The organism is Paenibacillus sp. RRE4 (genome assembly GCF_031844205.1).
In the GTDB taxonomy this organism is placed as follows: Bacteria; Bacillota; Bacilli; order Paenibacillales; family Paenibacillaceae; genus Paenibacillus; species Paenibacillus xylanexedens_B.
In genome coordinates, this window is record NZ_JAUZUT010000005.1 from 132909 (window position 1) to 154255 (window position 21347).

General features: G+C 46.5%; 5 protein-coding genes. All 5 read left to right on the forward strand.

The genetic code is table 11. The annotated features are described in order from the left end of the window. The first annotated feature begins 1 nt into the window (after window position 1). Window positions 2–9904, forward strand: a complete 9903-nt coding sequence (locus Q9R46_RS21825) for a non-ribosomal peptide synthetase (RefSeq protein ID WP_311281749.1) — start codon at window positions 2–4, stop codon at window positions 9902–9904. Between the two features lie 5 nt (window positions 9905–9909). Beyond that, a complete protein-coding gene (locus tag Q9R46_RS21830; protein WP_311281750.1) occupies window positions 9910–14547 on the forward strand; it encodes an SDR family NAD(P)-dependent oxidoreductase in 4638 nt (1545 codons plus the stop codon). A 24-nt stretch (window positions 14548–14571) separates the two neighbouring features. Further along, window positions 14572–18297 (forward strand): type I polyketide synthase, encoded by a 3726-nt coding sequence (locus Q9R46_RS21835; RefSeq protein WP_311281751.1) that lies wholly within the window; start codon window positions 14572–14574, stop codon window positions 18295–18297. Window positions 18298–19603: 1306 nt separating this feature from the next. Then, window positions 19604–19843 (forward strand): phosphopantetheine-binding protein, encoded by a 240-nt coding sequence (locus Q9R46_RS21840; RefSeq protein WP_311281752.1) that lies wholly within the window; start codon window positions 19604–19606, stop codon window positions 19841–19843. Continuing rightward, the gene (locus Q9R46_RS21845) at window positions 19840–21333 is read left to right on the forward strand and encodes a class I adenylate-forming enzyme family protein (protein ID WP_311281753.1); all 1494 of its coding nucleotides are present in this window, start codon (window positions 19840–19842) and stop codon (window positions 21331–21333) included. The genes Q9R46_RS21840 and Q9R46_RS21845 overlap by 4 nt, the downstream gene beginning before the upstream one ends. The last annotated feature ends 14 nt before the right edge of the window (window positions 21334–21347 follow it).

Below are 21347 nucleotides of genomic sequence, written 5' to 3' on the forward strand. Positions count from 1 at the left end.
GATGAAACAAATAGAGAAGTACATCTTATCTCAGGTCTCAGAGAAGCAATTGTCCAAACAGCAAGCCAAAGCGATGCTTCAAGAACTGAAGACAAAAAGGCCGAACGAAGAGTCAGCAGGGAAACCGCTTGCGATTGTCGGGATTTCCTGCAAACTTCCGGGTATCAAAAATCCTGATCAGTTCTGGGAGCGGTTGTGTCATGAGGAGAACATGGTAGGAATGTTCCCTAAATCCAGAATTCAAGACATCGCTGTCTTGAATCAAGCGGATCCATTCCGGGTCGGCGGTTATGTGGACGATATTGCGGGGTTCGACCCGGCATTCTTCAGGATTTCTGCCAAAGAAGCAGAGTTAATGGACCCGAGCCAACGGTTATTTTTACAATCCGCTTGGGAGGCATTGGAAGATGCAGGGATAAATCCTAGGAATCAGTCGATGGGCGTATTCGTCGGCATGGAAAGTACGGATTATCCCGAATATTCGCGTTTAATTACGGAGGACAACCCACTCGTGCAGACTGGGGCAAGCACGGGGATTTTGGCAAGCCGAATTTCTTATATTCTCGATCTGCATGGACCGAGCATGGTCATTGACTGCGCCTGTTCTTCCAGTCTGGTAGCCTTGCATACAGCATGCCAATATATTCGTAGCGGGGAGTGCGATTCAGCATTGGTTGGCGGAGTCAGTTTATTCCTTAACCCTGCAGGTGAAGGCGTAGTGGACTCCGCCGGCGGCCAGATCAGAACCTTTGACAAAGACGCTGACGGAACTGTCTGGAGCGAAGGAATCGCTTCCGTATGTGTTATGACGCTGGAAGAGGCGCTGAAGAAGAATCATTTTATCTATTCGGTGATAAAGGGAAGCGCGGTGAATAATGACGGCGCATCCAATGGAATTACCGCACCGAGCGCCGAAGCTCAGGCTCAATTGTTGTTGCGTGCATGGGAAGTCGCTGGCGTGTCACCAGAATCGATCAGTTACCTGGAAGCCCATGGTACGGGAACTAAGCTTGGTGACCCGATTGAAATTAAAGGAATCACTCAAGCGATGCGGAAGCATACGGATAAACAGCAATTCTGTGCAATAGGCTCCGCTAAGACCAATATCGGTCATTCCAACGGCGCTTCGGGAATCGTTTCCGTCATCAAGATGGCATTATGCCTCATCAATAAGAAACTGCCACCTTCGCTGTTTTTCGGAAGCCCTAATCCTTATATCAACTTCGTGAGTTCTCCGGTTTTCGTAAACGACCAATTGAGAGACTGGCGGACCGGGGAGAATCCTCGCATATGCGGGGTAAGTTCTTTCGGATTCAGCGGGACGAATTGCCATGTCGTACTGGAAGAGGCGCCGATTCGTGAAGAAGAGGGCGAATCCCACCATCAAATGCATGTGTTCCCGCTGTCTGCAAAATCGCTGAATTCCTTGCGAGGTACTGTCGAAAAGTATATCGCGCATTTAACGAATAATCCGACATTGCGAATTTCTGATATTTGCTATACGGCAAGCAGAGGGCGCGGCCACTTCAACTACCGTTTAGCATTAGTCGTGGAGAGTGTCGAGGATCTGCTTTACTCATTGCGAGAATTTATGCAACGTGCCGATTGGGGGAACCGGGAAGGACGATTTTACGGTTCATTCAAACTCGTGTTCAATAAAGAAATCAAGTCGGTAGGGGAAGTTACGGAGGATGAGCAGCGCATTCTGAGCGCGGAAGCAACTGCACTTCTGTCTGGTAGGGGTGGAAATAATCGAGAACCGACAGTCATGTATGCCCTTTGCAATAAATATTGCCTTGGTGCGGATGTCGATTGGTCGTTGCTGTATCATGCAGACGAGGCAAAGATTGTGCGGTTGCCGACCTATGCATTTGATTCTATGAAGTTTTGGGTACCGATCGAATCTCAAGTTTATCCATTCGGCAGGGGATCGAAACTTGCAATAGGCTCTTCTTTAATCGGTGAATTATTGGCTGAAACGGAAGATCAATGGATTTATGAGACATCGATGTCGGTTGATTCTCACTGGATACTGAGCGAACACCGCGTGGCTGGCATGTGCATAATACCTGGTACGGCTTATCTGGAAATGGCACTACAAGCTGGAAAGCGAAGCTTGCGATATCCTGTAACAAGGATGGAAAATGTACAAATCCTCATCCCGTTATCGGTAGAGGCTGATGAAAATAAATGTGTCCACACGTTGGTGCGAAGAGAAGGTAGTAACTATACCTTCAGGATCGCCAGCAAGCTTAACGATAGCCTTACAGTCGAGTCGCCATGGAGTGTACATGCGGTTGGCGAACTGTTCTTTGACCATCCCAATGAGGCGATATCGGGCAAACATACAAGTACTCTGCAGACAATGGTACAAACGATTCGCGAAAGTGAACCGAAACCTATCGTTCCGGAGAATGGTCTGATTCAATTTGGGCCCCGGTGGAATAACATTCAGCATGTCCATCGGATGGAGAAGGAAGCTGTCGTCTCGCTTCAATTACCAGAGGAGTATTGGGATGATATAGAGGCATTTGCGTTACATCCAGCGCTGCTAGATATGGCGGCATCGGATTTCAATAGACAGGATGGGAATTTTATTCCCCTGTTCTATAAGAAAGTCTCCATTATCGGTTCACTGCCAGAGCGTTGCATAAGCAGAATCGTGCAGGCCAATCCAGACAACCAGGATGTCCGCAAATACGATGTAACGATTTGCAATCCTGAAGGGCAGCTCTTGGTTGCAATTGAGGGCTTCACGACGAAACGCGTCCAGGATCAAGACCGCAAGCAGATGGGCATGAATCGCTCGACGCCATCCTTCTATCGCATGGAATGGAGGGAGGAGCACACTCTTCACTCCCCGATTGTAATGCAGCCCGATGATACAACGCTTATTCTAAAGGGCGAAGGTGTGGTATCGGATGAGGCGGCTGAAGCCATTCAAAAGCTGGGGGGATGCGTCATTACTGCCGTTCTCGGCGACCGCTACGAAGAGAACGATGCGTGCAACTATATACTGCCTGCAGATTACGAAGGATTCGATCACGTCGTTCGATTGGTCAAAGAATGCAAAGTCCGCCGAATTATTTATATGGCAACAATCGGCAACGCAGAAGAAATTGACTCGCTGGCTAGCCTTCGCCACAAGCAAGAAATAGGGTTCACGGGCTTGTACCGCTTGACCAAAGCTCTGGTTAACGGAGGAATCCGAGAGGAAATTGACCTTGTGCTCATATCCGACTATGTTCATGAAGTGACGGGCACAGAATCCGTACTAATGCCTGGTGGCGCTACGATGTTAGGATTGGGCAGGGTGATCTGCGAAGAGCATCCCAACATTCACTGCAGAGGAATTGATATTGATCATTATACGGATGTCGAACAAATCGCGAGGGAAGCGTTAAGCGGGATCGAAACGCCTTACCTCGTTGCTTTCCGCGAAGGAAAAAAATATACGGAGTATTTCGATACAATCGAACAATCTGCAAGCATTACCGACGAAGTAGTGATCCGGGATGAAGGATATTACCTCATAACGGGTGGGTTTGGAAGTATCGGACTGGAGATTGCTCAATATTTGTCTGAGCGAAGCCAAGCTGCAATTGTGCTTCTAAGCCGGACGATCCCGTCGAGGGAAACAAACGAAGCCCATACAGCAGATGAGGTTGAGCGGGCAAGAAAAATGGAGATTCTTGATCAATTCGACCGTCTGGGCAAGACAATCGTCTATTGCGCGGCAGATGTTGCGGACGAGAAGCAAATGAGAGCGGTCTTGCGAAATTTGCGGTCAGAACACGGCCCCCTTCGAGGAATCGTGCATACCGCCGGCGTCGCAGGAAATGGTTTTGCAGTCATACGGGACGAAGAGGAATACCACGAAGCGTTAAATGCTAAAGTTTACGGTACATGGATTCTTCATGAACTCACCCGGCAAGAAGAACTTGATTTCTTCGTCATGTTTTCGTCTGTAACATCGATTATTGGTGCGGCAGGACAAGGGGATTATACCGCGGCTAATGGGTTTCTTGATGCTTTTGAGGCGTATCGAAACCGTATATGCGGTAACACCTACGCCATCAACTGGGCGGCGTGGTCCGAAGTGGGAATGGCTAAACGGTTTGGTGGAAGTCAGGACGGTATATTCCGTACATTGACGACCCAAGAAGGACTTGCATATTTTGCGAAATCTCTTAGCTTGAAAGCAGGAAAGGTCATTGCAGGGACATTGCGGCCCGAGAGCTTGTCGATCCTTCAATCCTCCAATTCGATTCGAGTAACGAACGAGGTCATCGCATCTCTAACGCACAAGGAATCGGTAAGCGTAGCCGTGAAGAGCAACAATTTGTTAGGTTGGAAGCAAACGGAGCTTGAAGGGAAGCCGGATGGGCATTACACCGATACGGAAAGAATCGTAGCGGATGTGTGGGGTCAAGCATTGGGCACGTCCAGCATTAATGTGCACGACAACTTTTACGCGCTTGGTGGGGATTCTATTTTAGCGCTCCGGATTGTTAACGATATTACAAAGAATTGTCTGATCAAAGTGGATATCGTTGATTTGTTCGAATATCCTTCCGTCCATGAATTAGCAAAATATCTCGACCATAAACAATCGAGCGAACACCAACATCTTGTTGCGGGTGACAACACGAATGAGGTGTTTTTTGAGCTGTCATTAGCACAACAACGCATTTGGTTTTTACAAAAGTTTGATCCAGAAATGACCGCATACCAATTGTTCACCAATATTCCGATTCAGAACGAGATGGACGTTGAGCGGTTTAAAGAAGCTTTGAACATATGTGTGAAACGGCATGATGCCTTGCGTACGCGATTTGTAGAGAAGGATGGAGAGCCATGGCAATATTTCGCGTTGGATGTCGGCGAAATATTCGAATTTATTGATTTGTCCGACCGATCGAACCCTAAGGAATCTGAATTGGAGATGGTGGAACAGCAATGCTCCAAGCCTATGGATCTGTTCGGTACCCTATTCCAGGTAACTTTATTTAAGCTTGAAGACACCAGCTATCATTTATTTTTTAACGTGCATCATTTAATTACGGACGGCTGGAGCAGCAACCTGCTATTTAACGAATTGCTAAACGTTTATGACTCGCTAAGGGAATCGAAACCGCTTCGCTTGCAGGACCCGGCTTATCAATATGCCGATTGGATTCGTGTCCAGAACCAGTGGCTGAATAGTTCGGAATTCCAAGAGTCAGAAGTCTACTGGCAACAGCAGATAGCCAAGCCGTTGCCTATGCTAAACCTGCCGATAGATTACTCGAGGCCGCCTGTAAAGACTTATAATGGTGGATATTTGCTTCATACGTTCGACCAAGAACAAACGGAATCCTTGAAGCAACTTGCCGCATCATGCAATGTAACCCCATATATGCTGATGTTGTCTTTGTACGGCATATTCCTTAACAAGATTAGCGGGGATTCAGATATCATCATAGGATGTCCCTCAGCCGGAAGAACAGGAAGCGATTTTGAAAATGTCATTGGGTTGTTTATGAACGTCCTGTGCATCAGAATCAAATTTAGCGATAACCAACCCTTCAAATCGTTGGTCGAACACGTAAAGCAACAAAGCTTACAGGCTTACAAGCATGGCAGATATCCATTTGAACGATTGGTTACCAAAGTCAATCCGGATCGCGATGTCAGTCGAAGTCCAATCTTTACAACCATGTTTCAATATTACGATCACATTCCGCAACCGAATGAAAGGTATAGTCAGTATGACTTGAGCTTGTTATGCAAAGACTCGAACGGACAGATCGAAGCGAGATTAGAATATAATTCCGATTTATTCCATCGGGGGAGCGTTATTCAACTGGTAGGTATGTTCGCACACCTCATTGAAGAGATTTTGCGTGACCCGGACGTTAGCATGAGGGACATCCGATATGTTCCCGCCACCCTTATGAAAAAGTTGAGAGAGGATTTTAACGATACGAAGGTAGCATTTCCTAACGGGAAAACCGTGCATCAGCTTGTACATGAACAAGCGCTTCGTGAACCAGACCTTGTAGCGGTCGTTAACGGAGAACAATCCCTTACTTACGGGGAGCTTGAGGAGCGATCCGACCAATTGGCGCTCTGGTTAAAGCGGAACGGAGCAGGTCGGGGGGATGTGGTTGCATTGGCTATGGGTAGAACCACAGAAGCGGTGGTTGCTATTCTGGGCATTCTTAAATCGGGAGCAGCATACTTGCCTATCGACGTGAATTATCCTAGAGACCGGGTCGAGTATATTCTGGAAGACAGTGGCGCTAGGTTCATCGTGACGCAGTCTTCATTGGATGTAAGTTTACCGGAGGGGTGCATCGTTTGCAATATCGATACATGGCATGGAGAGGATGCCGACCGGAATGGGGTTTTGGCATATTCCTCCATGCCTAATGATCTTGCATATATCATCTACACTTCGGGCTCCACGGGCAAACCGAAGGGCGTAATGATTGAGCATCTGTCCGCGGTCAATTTTATTTACGGCATGATTGACCAGATAGACTTTTTGACAGGTAAGTCAATTTTGGCTCTCACTACAGTGTCATTCGACATCAGTTTCCTAGAGTTGGTGTTGCCTTTGACACGCGGCATGAAGGTCGTAATGGCGAACGAGGAAGTGCAACTGGATCCCAAACTGCTTGCCGACGAGATAGGAAAGCACGGTGTGGATATGCTTCAAATGACTCCCTCCCGCATGACCTTGCTTCTGCGTTCGGGGCATACCGCTTGTCTGAAGCAGATATCTGAAATCTTGATCGGCGGAGAGCCCTTCCCGGAGATCGTATTGAAGCAGTTGAAAACGCTGACCGCAGCAAAAATTTATAACATGTACGGACCGACGGAAACGACAATATGGTCCACCATGAAGGAACTAACCGAAAGTTCAGCTATATCAATCGGAAAACCGATCTCCAATACATCGATCTATATTCTGAGTGAAGACGGTCAGTTGCTGCCTCCAGGGTTTGTCGGAGAGTTATGTATCGGAGGAACTGGCGTCGCGAGGGGATACCGGAACAAGCCGGAGCTGACGGAGATGAAATTTGTTAATAACCCATTTGAGCCGGGAACGAAACTGTACAAAACCGGAGATCTAGCTAAATGGTCGATTAACGGTGAACTTCAGCATTTGGGACGAAATGACAACCAAGTAAAGATAAGAGGATATCGCATCGAAATCGGAGAAATCGAGTCAGCGCTCTTAGAGGTAACTTCGATAAGAGAAGCGGCCGTCGTTACGAGGCGAGACCGATCCGGCCATACGTTCCTTTGCGCTTATATCGTATCGGATGAGAATTTAGGCGCACCACAAGTTCGCCAAGAGCTGGCGAAGGGATTGCCGGAGTATATGATCCCCTCCAAGTTTGTGTCTTTGGATTGTCTTCCAATGACGCCGAATGGAAAGATTGACCGCAAGGCCTTACTGTCGGAAGTATTGAAGCACGACGAACCGACGCCGTCCGCTCTCAGTGAAACGGAAAGAAAGTTGATGAGCATATGGCGTAGCGTACTGGACCTGGATGCCGTCGCTCCGGATGCAAATTTCTTCGAACACGGCGGACACTCCCTGAACGCAGGGATGATGATTGCGAGAGTCAATAAGGAATTTCATGTGGATATGAGGCTCAGCGAATTGTTTCAGAATCCGACAGTCCAGAGGCTGGCCAAAGTCATAGAGAATGAGCATCAGGTTGCTTCGCGATCCATCGAGCGATCTGGGGATATGCCTTATTATCCGCTTACTTCAGGACAAAAAAGGCTGTATGTGCTACATCATTTGGAACCTAATTCGGTCTCTTACAACATTCCCGCAGTCTTCTCCATCCGCGGACCGTTGGAACCGGGTCGCATCGTATCCGCTTTTGGAAAGCTGATGGAGAGGCATTCGGTCCTTCGCACATCGTTCGGCATCCGCAACGGGACAGTGGTGCAACTCATCGGGTCTGATGTTCTTCCTGATGTAGAAGTATCCATGATGGAGAAGGATGAAATCTCGCGGGCTATTTCCGAGTTTATCCAACCGTTCGATATTGGGAATGCGCCCTTGTTCCGTATGAAGGTCGGAATCATTGATGATCGTAACGCATTCGTACTCTTCGATATGCATCACTTGATCGCCGATGGCTTGTCCGTAGCCATTATGATGAAAGAACTCTTTAGGCTGTACCACCAGCAAGAGGTCACGAATTCGGTGATCCAATACAGTGATTATTCCGTTTGGCAGGCAAATTGGATGAAATCTGAAGCATTTCGTAAGCAGGAGCGCTATTGGTTAAGCCGATTCGAACGGCCTGTGCCGATGATGAATTTGCCTGCGGATTATCCGCGACCGTCTGTCCAAAGCTTTGAAGGGAATACCATTAATTTTCACGTGGATGCTCGTTCTACAGAGCGGTTGAAACGATTGGCGGAGGAGCAGGGGGCAACGTTATTTATGACACTCCTTGCGCTCTATTATGTTCTCTTGCATAACCATTCGAGTGAAGAGGATATCATCATCGGTACGCCAGTCTCAGGAAGAACGCTCTCGGAAATCGAGAGCACCGTCGGGGTCTTTATCAATATGCTTCCTTTGCGCCATACGGTTCGAAAAGAAATGCTATTCATAGATTTTCTAAATGAAATCAGGCTGAACACCGTGGAAGCGCTCGAGAACCAAAGTTATCCGTTCGAGATGCTTATCGAGAGACTGCATCTTGAGCGAGATTTAAGCCGGAACCCTATATTCGACACTGTCTTCGCTATGCAACAGAAATCGCAATCCGAATATCAGATTGGAAATTTGCAGATTTCACCAGTCGAACCGAAGGTAAACGTTTCTAAGTTTGATCTTACATTGCAAGTGACGGAAATCGATTCGGAACTAAGTGTTGAGTTGCAGTACTGTACGAGACTGTTCTCCGAAGATACGATTCGCAACATAGGTGAGGATTACATCAGAATGATTAAACGACTCCTGGATCATCCGAACGCAACTTTATCTGAAATTGGAGGACCAAGTCGCGTAGAAACCAGTCGTCCACACCCGAAGTTACCTGTCATAAGGCACAGAGAACAAGCGACGGAGAATCTAATGGCATCCGGGTTATCCCATGTTCCGCCGATTACAGCAATTCAAGAGGATGTTACTGCGGTATGCAAAGAAGTGTTGGGGTTACAGAAACTAGGTGTGAGCGAAAATTTGTTCCACATCGGAGGTGATTCCTTTCTAGTTGTCCAAATCCAGCTCCAATTGGATGGAAAGTACCCTGACCTGATTCGAGTGGCCGATCTGTTCGCTCATCCAACCGTCGCTGAAATATCGCGATTTATCCAACAGGGACTTGCACAAGCTAATGCGGAGTTAGACAGTCAAGAGGAAGAGCCAATGGTGTCAGATATCACGCTTTCAGAGGTGAATTGGGATCGGCTAGTTCAACCGGCGGCAAGGAATGGACTTTCCGTACAAGAGCTGCTGCTGTCGATCTTTATCTACTCGTATGCGGAGTTCGCAACAGAGGATAAAGTCATCGTCCTTGCAGGCTTGCATCCGAATCAGAGGCCTATACCCATAGAGCTTGACCTCAGCGATATGACTAGTCAGGAAGAATTGTTCGTACGCGTTCGAAACAGTTGCATGAATCCGGTTCAGATGGCAGCCTTCGCGCATGAATCCAATAATCGCATTCCCTATTTCTCTACGGCAAGCCATTGGGGAGATGCGGGTGTGAACAAGTTTATACATTTCCATGTCGATGTGGATGGAGAGTCAGCAAGAATTAAATATAGGTACAGGGATTCATCCCCAATGACGGAAAACCCGGAAGGTCTGTTGTATGCTTTTATTAATATCTTAAACTTTATGTTACAACATGATGCTAATGGTATGCATAAGGAGTGAAGAGCTTGAGAAACGATTTATTTCGCATGGGTGATAAGAATCTATTGGAGAAGCCTGAAAATCTTCGTGTTGAGGAGACGGCTATTGAGACGAAGGATATAGCGGTAATCGGGATTGCGGGAAGGTTCCCGGATGCCCGGGACGTTCATGCATTTTGGAATAATTTACAGGCTGGTGTAGATTGCACTAGACCTTTTTTACAGACTAGAAGGAACGATACTGACCCGCTATTATCGCGCTTAGGCATGATGGAGGATGGAAATGACTATGCGAACGGTTCCTTTTTGGACAGAGTGGACACATTCGATTGCGAGTTTTTCTCCTTATCGCCTAAGGAAAGCAGTGTCATGGATCCGAATCAAAGGATCTTTCTAGAAACTGCTTACGAAGCCTTCGAAGATGCGGGATATGGAGGGAATAAACTATCAGGTAGCAATGCAGGGGTTTATGTCGGGTACAGCAGCGACTTCGTGCAAGAGTATAAACAATATGTGAAGGAAGTAGCACCTTCTCTTGCCGGGTTGTCGACACCTGGTAACATTAAATCGATTATTGCCAGCCGGATTTCTTATTTTCTTAATTTGCGGGGGGCGAGCATGGTCGTAGACACGGCCTGCTCGTCTTCGCTTGTCGCAATTCATTTGGCATGTCAAGCGCTTAGGGCAGGCGATTGCGAAATTGCACTGGCTGGAGGCATCAAGCTTAACCTTCTTCCGTTGAGTAACGAGAAGGATGAGGACCAGATTGGGATTGCGTCTTCCGACGGCATCGCCCGAACATTCGACGATTCATCGGACGGAACGGGCTTCGGGGAAGGCGCCGCGGCTGTGATTCTGAAGCCTCTCCAACAAGCGGTGCATGACGGAGACCACATCTATGCTGTCATTAAAGGCAGTGCGGTTAATCAGGACGGGAGTTCCGTCGGCATCACAGCGCCTAATCCTAACGCTCAACAGGAGGTAATTACTAGTGCGTGGAGAGATGCAGGCGTTACTCCGGAAACGATAACGTACATCGAAGCACACGGGACAGGTACGAGATTGGGCGATCCGATCGAGATTCGTGCAATTACGCAGGCCTTTCAAGCGTTCACCAAGTCCAAGCAATTCTGCGCTATCGGTTCGCTTAAGAGCAATATTGGGCATTTAGACAATGCAGCGGGCATCGCGGGGTTCATGAAATGCGTATTGAGTCTGAAACATAGGAAAATCGTCCCCACATTGCATTTTCAGAAGCCGAATCGGGGCATCGCTTTTGAAGATTCCCCTGTATACGTCAACGATCAGCTTCGGGATTGGAAGTCGGATGGACCGCTTCGATGTGGCGTAAGCGCTTTCGGATTAAGCGGAACCAATTGCCACATCGTTCTGGAAGAGGCACCCGTGAGGACAGATGACAGGCAAGAGGTGGTAATGCCCCAAATATTTACATTATCCGCCCTTAATCGCAGTAGTATCATTCAATTGGCGGAGCGATACAAGGCATGGATTGAACGAAACTCGGATGTTTCGCTCTCCGACATGTGTTACACGCTTAATACGGGAAGAGGGCATCATACGAACCGCGTTGCGATTCCTTTCGAAGCCAAATCGGAACTTCTTCAACAGTTAGAGCTTCTTTCGGGGGATGCTGAATCAGCCTCTTCCCGAAAATTGTATTTTGAGGGCGAGCATAAAGTTATACCAGACAGTTTAGGTAATCGCGTGATCAAACCCTCTGAGATTACGCAATCACAAGCTGATGAATTGACACGCCAAGCCGACGAATTGTTGGATGATCTATCGAATAACGGATTGACCAAGAGTAAGAATGCCTTGAACCAGTTGTGCAGTTTGTATGTGGAGGGGGCAACCGTTAACTGGGAAAAGCTCTACCGCGGTGTCAAGACACGTAAAGTGAGTTTGCCTTATTATCCTTTTAGGAATCGAAGATGCTGGCTCAGCGATCATGAAGACGCATCGACTTACAGAACTCATCCAATCATCAGCCGCTCGGAAGCGAGAGAAGACGGAGGGGTTGTATGCTTCGCGGAACTGGTCCCAGAGAAAGAGTGGGTATTGAACGAGCACAAAATCAATGGGAAGTTCGTGCTCCCGGGCACAGCATATCTCGAAATCGTCACCGAGGCGTCGCGAAAGTGCGGTTTAGAAGGCGCAATTGATTTCAGAGATGTTATCTTCATGCAGCCCGTCGCTTTGGAGCCTGGAGAATCAGCTACTGTCAAAATAACGATGAACAAGAATAAAAACGGGTTTGAGTTTGTAGTTTCCGATCCCGGTGACCACCCTAGCATCCTCTATGCGCAAGGTAAAGTGAGTGCTTCCATTCATAAACCTGAGCGACGGGACATCTTCACAATGATTGAGAAATTCGGGGTACCGATGGAATTCGTTGGCGATGATCAAGGACAAGGGCAGATTGAGCGCGGTCCAAGATGGTTCTGTTTGCGTGAAATTGCGCTCACGGAGCAGGAAGTGATAGCAAAACTCGAGTTGCCTGCCCATTTCAAAGAGGATCTGGCATTATATCATATGCACCCCTCTCTGCTTGATTGCGCAGTAAATGCAGTTATCGATCATTTCGACGGTCTTCATCTCCCCTTCTCATACAAACGGATGACCTTTATGGGGCCGAGTCTGCCGGGAGTGGTCTATAGCCATATTCGAATCATAGACGGTAAATCCGTACAAGACACGATTTCTTTCGATATCACGCTGATGGATGAATATGGTCAAGTGATCTTTGAGATTGAACAATATTCGATCCGCAAAGTCCATTTGGCAGAAGGCCGTGCCGACAGGAAAAATACGAAGATGCTCACCGTTCTCGGATGGCAACCAGCGCTTTTGCAAGATACGCCTACTGGATCGAGTACGGGATTATCTGTCATCATTCGCGGGGAGGGAGCACGTGAACGCGAACTGGCAGATCGATTAATTGCATCTGGCGGTGTGTTTAGAGAGATCATCGGCGATTGCGACTGTAGCGTTGTCTTCGAGCAACTGCAAGGTCAGCGGGTTAACCGGATTATTCATTTAGCTTCCTTAGGGTTAACGAATGACGCGGCCGATCTCGGGCAATTCGAGAAACAATTAGATTCCGGGGTTTACCATTTATTCCATATTACAAAAGGAATATTGGAAAACAGACTTAAAGGGCCAACGGAGCTATTCGTAGTAACGCAGTATGCCAACGAGGTCACCGGGGAAGAGCCATGCATCCATCCTAACCATGCATCCCTATTGGCCATGGGAAAGGTCATCGCACAGGAATATCCCAACTTGACCTTCCGGGGCGTCGACATGGATGAGGAAACTGCGTTCGAGTTTGTTCTAGCCGAAATGATGAGCGCCGAAACGGAATATCGAATTGCCTATCGACAAGGACGCAGATATAAAGTTACGGCAACGCAGGTTCCGGTAAACGGGATAGTAAGCCAGCCTTATGAGTTACAGCAAGACGGCGCCTATCTTATCACGGGCGGGCTTGGATCGTTGGGATTGAAGCTTGCGGAACATTTCGTGCGTCGTAAACCCGACATCGCGATTGCACTGATTGCTAGGTCAGGCTTGCCGCAACGATCTGAGTGGGAGCATATTCTGCGTGATAAAGGTCTCGGCAATAAGACTCGAGATCGTATTGAGCAAGTGCTGAAATTGGAACGCATGGGCGCAAAAGTCGAGGTGCTTGAGGCGGATGTGGCCGATCTGGTTAGTATGGAACGTACGATGATTCGTCTAAGGGAAAAATACGGTAGCATTCGTGGCGTAGTCCATAGTGCTGGCGTGGCCGGAGATGGATTACTTCTTACGAAGGACTTCGGCCAGTTTAAGGAAGTCATTCGAGCGAAGGTGCACGGAACATGGGTACTGGAACAATTAATAGATCCAAGCGAAACGGAATTTGTGATTGGGTATTCTTCCATTAATGCATTAATCGGCGGGTTTGGTCAAAGCGATTATGCAGCTGCTAACGCTTACATGGATGCGGCAGCATACCGATTTGCTCGAAAAGGCATGAAAGCAGTGGCCATCCAATGGCCTGCGTGGAAAGAAATTGGCATGGCGGTTGATAAAGGAGCTGTGTCCAATATAGACGGAATCATGGATGCGCTGACGACAGAGGAAGCTTTGGAATATCTGGACGTGATTATTGGAACCGATTATACGAACGTTATGCCAGGTAGGATCAATCAGGAAGCATTCCAGATGATGGCCATAAATACGATGGCCGCTGGGCAAACGGCTGGTCAGCCAGCAGCCAAGGAAGCGGATCGCGTTAATCATCCGCAAGACGATATTGAACGAATCGAACAAACCATTGTGGAGACGTTTGCAGAAGTATTAGGTCTGGAGTCGGTGGATGTTTACGATAGTTTCTTTGCTCTTGGAGGAGATTCTATTGTAGCAACCCATCTCTATAGGGCTTTGGACGAAAAGTACGAGGGCAAGATCGATATCGCTGACATATTTACGTATACGACACCAGCCGAGCTTGGTGCATGTATTCGAGCAAATATGGAAGGCTCGAAGCCGGTAGAAGCGCCCGTCCGCGAAGATCTGCTGGAATGGGCATTGCAGCGGCTAGCGTCTGGAGAGATCAGCATCGATGAGATGGAAGCCATCGTTGGAGACAAGAAGTAGAGACTCACTGAGAGGAGCAGCCAGATGCGAAATACGCAGAGGTATATTTATGAACAAGTTGCAAACCGAAATCTATCCCCCGACCTTGCAAAGCAGATGTTGGAGGAGTTGCAGGTACTGTCTGATGCAGGGGAGGAACACATCGCGATTATTGGTATGTCAGGCAGATATCCGAGGAGCGAAAATATCGAAAAATTTTGGGAGAAGTTGACAAATGGGGAGGACTGCGTGTCCTCCTTTCCTGCCCATAGACGGGAGGATATCAACAATGTACTCCAAAACAATGTATTGAGCTTAGCCCTGTATAAAGCGGTTCTTACTGAAGGAATGAATGTAAACGATGCATATGGGCCTGGAGGATTTTTGGACAGAATCGACCTGTTCGATGCAGAGTTTTTCTCTATTTCAGCCAAGGAAGCACGATGTATGGAGCCTCACCAACGACTATTGCTGGAATCCACATATGAAGCGCTTGAGGATGCGGGTTATGGGGGAGAGAGCCTACATGGATCCAATACGGGAGTATTTATCGGGCGTGACCACACAGATATCCCTTTCTATAAGTTAATGGCTGAACCGGATTTGTTGCACCTTACGGGGTCCTATACCGGCATTTTATCCAGTAGGATCTCTTACGTTTTTAACTTGAAAGGCCCTTCAGTTGTCGTCGATACCGCTTGTTCGTCTGGTTTGGTGGCCATTCATGAAGCTTGCAGCGCCTTAAGGGACAGAAGATGCGACACCGCTATCGCAGGTGGCGTCAATCTCATCTATTTTCCGGTAAAGGGCGATGGTATGTTCAGCATGATTACGTCACAAGACAGCATCGTCAGGACCTTTGATAAAAAAGCCACAGGCACCGTACTCAGCGAAGGGGTAGGTGCTGTGGTGTTGAAGCCGTTACGAAAGGCATTGGCTGACAGGGATAATATCCAAGCCGTCATTCTCACTAGCGTGTCTAACAATGATGGAGCATCGAATGGAATAACTGCACCGAGCCCGGAAGCACAGGAAGAACTGCTGATGTCTGCTTGGAAAAATGCAAAGATCAACCCGGAAACGATCTCCTATATTGAAGCCCATGGCACGGGAACATTGATAGGAGATCCTATCGAGACTAAAGCGATCTTCAACGCCATGAAGAGATTTACAGATAAGAAACAATTTTGTGCGATCGGTTCAGTAAAGTCTAATATCGGACACACAGTTGCAGCTTCAGGTCTAGCTGGGGTCACAAAGGTCGTGCAAGCACTGCGTCATAAGAACATTCCTGCATCCATCAATTTCGATCAGCCCAATCCATACATCCATTTTACGGACTCTCCGCTATATGTGAATGACAAGCTCATGCCATGGGAGAGTGACGGTAAGCCTAGAAGGGGAGGAATCAGTTCATTTGGATTCAGCGGTACCAACTGTCATATCGTTCTAGAGGAGGCTCCTGAACTGCAGCAAACCGTTGTCGAGCAATGGCAGCCGGAGATATTCACATTGTCCTCCCAGAACGAGTCTTCTTTAAGGGAGTTAGTAGATAGATACGTCGAAATGGTTCAACGGGGAATCGCTTGTTCAATTCAAGATTTGTGCTATACAGCGAATGTGGGAAGAGGGCATTATTCGTATAGATTAGCATTCAGTGTTGAAAGTGAAGAAGATTTCGCGAAGAAAATATTGGAAATCGGACAATTTGGTTTGAAGGGGGATGCTGAGCGGGGGATCTATTATGGAGTGACCGAACCGAGTGAAGGAATGAATCTTAAACAAGAGGCTGATCAGAGAATAGCTTTGCTCAGACAGTCAGGGCAGCGGAGCGAACCGTTAAAGGATTTAAGCGAATTATGCCAATTATACGTGAGGGGCGCGCAAGTAGATTGGACTTCTTTATATTCTGATAAGCAACGAAGACGGGTAAGTATTCCTGTGTACGCTTTTAACCGGAAACGGTATTGGGCTGAGGTATTTACGACAAATCATCGCCCCCAAATAGTGACGGCTGACCCGACCGTCCCTAACGAGTGTGCATTTGAAATGAAGTGGATTCCATCAGTAGCAAGCAAAGGCACGAACAGGATCGAGGCAGATAAAGTAACGTTGGTCATTCAAGGCGAAACAGATCTCTCGAAACAAATCGTGGAGCAACTCAGAAAAGAGGGTAAACAAACAGTTGCGGTCAGATTGGGATCGGCTTACCGACGTATGGAAGAAGACCAGTATGCGATCTCGGGTTCCCAAGAGGACTATGAACGGTTATTCGCCGAACTGCCGGTTGTAAATCGGATTATTCACCTTTGCAGTATGGACGGTGCGGGTAATCCATCGGACGTAGGGCAATTAAACGCGAAGCTTGCGAGGGGGGTAAACAGCTTATTTCATATTGTAAGAGCGATGAAAGCGATCCGGGGTCGCCTCCCGATTGATCTCATGCTTGTGACAGACCATGTGAATCAAGTGACAGGCCGGGAGACCCTGCTAAAACCTACTCATGCTGCACTAATCGGTTTAGGTAAAGTCGTTGTTAAAGAATATCCGGAAGTAACGTGCCGTACGCTCGATATCGATGACACATTCACTGTGGAACAACTCCATGACGAAATTCTGATTCAGGAGTCTGAAATTATTGCATATCGCGATGGCGTGCGATATAAGGGTACTTACGACCAAGTGCCGCTTCCTGCACCGAAAGAAATATCGATTAGTCTCAAAGAAGAAGGCGTTTATGTAATAACCGGTGGAACAGGCGGATTGGGATTGGAGTTTGCCAAATACTTCGCCTCGAAAGCCAAGGTCAATATCGCCCTGTTGAGCAGGAAACCTTTCCCCGAGAAAAATTTGTGGAGAGATATCATTGAACAAAATGAAGAAGATACTATCATTTCAAAATTAATCATGTTGCAGGAAATTGAAAAAATAGGTGGACATGTGCATATTCTTCAAGCGGACATCTCCGATGCGGATGGTCTAAGTGCAGCCTTGGCGGAATTAAGGAGCACGTATGGCAGAATAAACGGGATTATCCATGCAGCAGGTGTAGCGAGCCAGGGCCTGATCATTCGCAAAAGCGAGGATGCTTTCAATGAAGTGTTACTTCCCAAAATTCAAGGGACATGGCTGCTTGACCAATTGACAGCGAAAGACCCGCTTGAGTTCTTCATTATGTTTTCTTCGGCAATGACTTACCACGGTCATGGGGGTCAGGGTGATTACACTGCAGCCAACAGTTATATGGATGCGTATGCCTATTATCGCAAGAGGCTAGAGAAGAGTACGTTAACGCTGAATTGGCCGGCATGGAAGGAAACAGGCATGGCCGTTAAGTACGGGTTTAGTGAAAGCAATATTTTCAATGATATCAATACGAAGACTGCGATTAGCCTTTTCGAGAGCGTGCTGGGGGCCGATTTTACAACAGTGGGCATCGGAAGTCTAAATCCTCGTTTTATAGATGAGATGAAGCCTCAGACCCAGAACAATGCCGTTGAGGTAAGGTTAGAAGGCCGAATGGACGGAACCTACTCTGATCTAGAATGGAAGGTCGCACAGGTTTGGGGGCTCCTTTTTGAGACAAATTGCATTAAACTTACGGATGACTTTTTTGAATTAGGTGGTCATTCTCTATTGGCAATAAAGCTGGAAGCCGAATTAGAGGAACTGGGGTATATGTTGGATGGATTGAACATTGAAGAGCACAGTACGTTCGAGAAGTTTGTTGCTATTTTAAGTAGTAAAAATAGTGGGTTGCTGGCGAGATGAGGAATACTCAAGGAATCCAGAGTTAACAACAGCCAGTGTACAAGAGCGGAAATTTACTCAAAAATATAGACGGTGACCCTATCGACTCTGAACGAATTATCAAGGTGAAATTGAAATCTGAATACAGAAACCACTAAAAAATAGCGGCTTAGGGACTTAACTCCCTTAAGCCGCTATTTTTTTATTTTCATAAACTTCCCCTTTTAACTAGGACTTGGAGGTCGCTTTTTTGTTTGTTCCCTTGTCAGTTTTAATAGTAAAATTATGTTATATGGGTACCAAGTGTTTATGTTGATCTTATTGACGAACCTCGCCAATTCAAACAAAACAACTCCCACTTGTTCCTGCATACGGTGCATGTTGAGTGTTTTGCTTTGCTAAAATGGAAGGGGCAGGATTAATTTCTACGCCTCTTGTTGCTCCATCTTCCTTATGAATCGAGGACGGCAAATATGTAATGTATGGATTTGATTAAACCATTTTTAATAACTTCAATTATTGGAATAAGTCTTTGAAGTGCCTGCTTAAAGAATTGTTGACCTTCAATTTGCAGTCCGGTGAAGCGGAATAATTGTTTGATACAGGCACGGAGTTGTTTTTCCGTGTCTTTTTTTGTGCCTGTAATAATGAAGTAATTACTGATTTTGTATACACTGTGTGTTCGTGAGCAATTTCAGTTAGAAGTAAAGCCGTTCTCTTTAAATGATTGACGTTCGTTCTTGACAGCTCCGCAGACTACTTTGAAGATCTTCCTTGGCATCAACGGGTTTTTTCAAAACTGTTGACAATTGGCATATATGTAATTATATTTAATATATCAATCGCTTAGTGCTGTAAATCACTAGTGTAAACGCTCCCCAAGCAAAATTTTACGCAATATAATTCGATCACGTCGAGGAAGAAAATGGAGAGGTGATGGGGGACTTCGTCCCGGTTTTGTACACGCCCTGACCATTTACAAGCGACATTTATCGTAGTTTTGTAGAGCATTTTCAGCAACGCTTCATTGCTTGGGAAAATGCTTTTTTCTTTAGGTTTTGCGATGTTGACGATGGTAACCCTCAATTATTTCCGTCGTTGTACTCTTCGCGTCAAGCTTTTTATGTCCTGCATCGTGTCATACTCCGCCTCCAACATGAATTGCAGCATCTCTGCATACAACTCTGTAAACAACTCTTTCAGTACAAATTCACCTTGTATATCGTTATGAACTTATTCTTCTTCACAATCACTCTCACTTGCTTATCACGTATACGATCCTCTTTAATCAGCCTTTTTCTAAAGATTATCTAACGGAGGAAACATGATGTCTAAAACAATAGAATTGATCTTGAGAGATGAAATTTTTGCTGAGCTGGACATCGATTATCCGGAAGATCATGATACCCGTTTGTTGGACCAAGGGATCGATTCAGTAGGCTTCGTCAAGCTTATTGTTTTAGTGGAATCGAAGTTTAACATCTCGATCCCTGATGAAGATCTGTTATTTGAGAAGTTCTCCACGGCTGGATTAATCCTTAATTATTTGACTGAGAAAACGCTATGATGACGATCATTCAGCGTTTATTTCTGGAGGCCTCTGATCGCCAAGATCATATTATCCTTGAAGATCTGAAGCAGCAATGGACTTACGCAGATGTGATGACAGAAGCTTATTTGATTGCTCTATATATCCGCAAAAATTTTGAGCTTGAGTCCGGAAGTCATCTTGCATTATACACAAATAATGAGCCCTTGTTCATTTTTGCGGCGCTTGGTATTCAATTCTGCGGTTATGTGTTCGTACCGGTTCCTTATTCGGCATCCAATACTGAAATCGAAAATATTTTAAATGCCAGTGACGCCAAACTGGTTATCAGCAAATATGCACAGCCTGCGCATTTAAATTGCGACATTCCCTGGGTGACCGCCCAGGATTTATCGCAAGAACCAATGCCTTCGTTTGAATCGATCTCGTTAACCAATCAGTCCGATCCCAATCAATGTGCGATTCTCCTTCCTACATCGGGCACAACCGGAAAATCTAAAATCGTTATGTTATCCCATTGGAATGTATTAACGAATGCGCTCGCACATGGCGAAAAGGTGGGGTATACGGATCAGGATTCGTTTCTTGTAACGATGCCCGTTCATTTCAGTTCTACGATTGTCACGCAATTGATTTCTTGCATGTTATATGGAACCCGAATTAAACTTATCAGCTTGCCCATGCTGCCGCGCACAGCGTTTAAACTGTTTCAGAATAAGGCGGTCACGGCATTCTCAGTGGTGCCTACGCAATTGATGCACTTTGTTTCCGATTTCCATCAGACAAAGAACTGGAGTGCCTTTGATTCCATTGAATTTATTGTAATTAGCGGTGCGGCGACTCCCGCAAAATTAGTAGACCATCTTCAGACTGTATTTCCTCACGCGGACATTATTCAAACCTATGGATTGACCGAAGCTTCTCCGCGGGTGAGCATGATGGAACGGGGAGAGCGCTGCTTATCCTGTGGAACACCTATCAATGACGTTTCTATTCGTCTTGTTGACGAAGAAGAGAATGAGATTGAAGGAGCAGCGATCGGAGAAATTTGGGTCAAGGGCCCGAATGTGATGCTTGGTTATTACAAAAACCCGGAGTTAACGAACGCTACCATTGTTGAGGGTTGGTTAAAGACAGGAGATTTGGGATATTGGAATGAATCAGGGTGTCTCATCCTCACAGGCCGAAAGAAGAATATCATTATATCCGGCGGGATCAATATCTATCCGGAAGAAATCGAGGAATTTTTGTACGGCTTGAAGGAAGTGGAGGAGGTAATGGTTGTTGGCGTACACGATGATCTGTTAGGCGAAGTGCCCGTCGCATTTCTGAAAGTTTATAATGAATGCCTGATTGATATAGATGCACTGACACAACATTGCAATTTTCATTTGTCATCATATAAAGTGCCTAGACAATGGAGGATTATAGATGACATTCCAAAAACCAAAACAGGAAAACTGGACAGGGCAAGCACGAAGCGCTTATTGCTCAATGAGATATACTGATTCGGAATCTTTGA

Coding starts and splice junctions, on each gene's coding strand:
- Q9R46_RS21845 (WP_311281753.1), top strand. CDS start 19,840: ATGATGACGATCATTCAGCGTTTATTTCTGGAGGCCTCTGATCGCCAA.
- Q9R46_RS21835 (WP_311281751.1), top strand. CDS start 14,572: ATGCGAAATACGCAGAGGTATATTTATGAACAAGTTGCAAACCGAAAT.
- Q9R46_RS21825 (WP_311281749.1), top strand. CDS start 2: ATGAAACAAATAGAGAAGTACATCTTATCTCAGGTCTCAGAGAAGCAA.
- Q9R46_RS21840 (WP_311281752.1), top strand. CDS start 19,604: ATGTCTAAAACAATAGAATTGATCTTGAGAGATGAAATTTTTGCTGAG.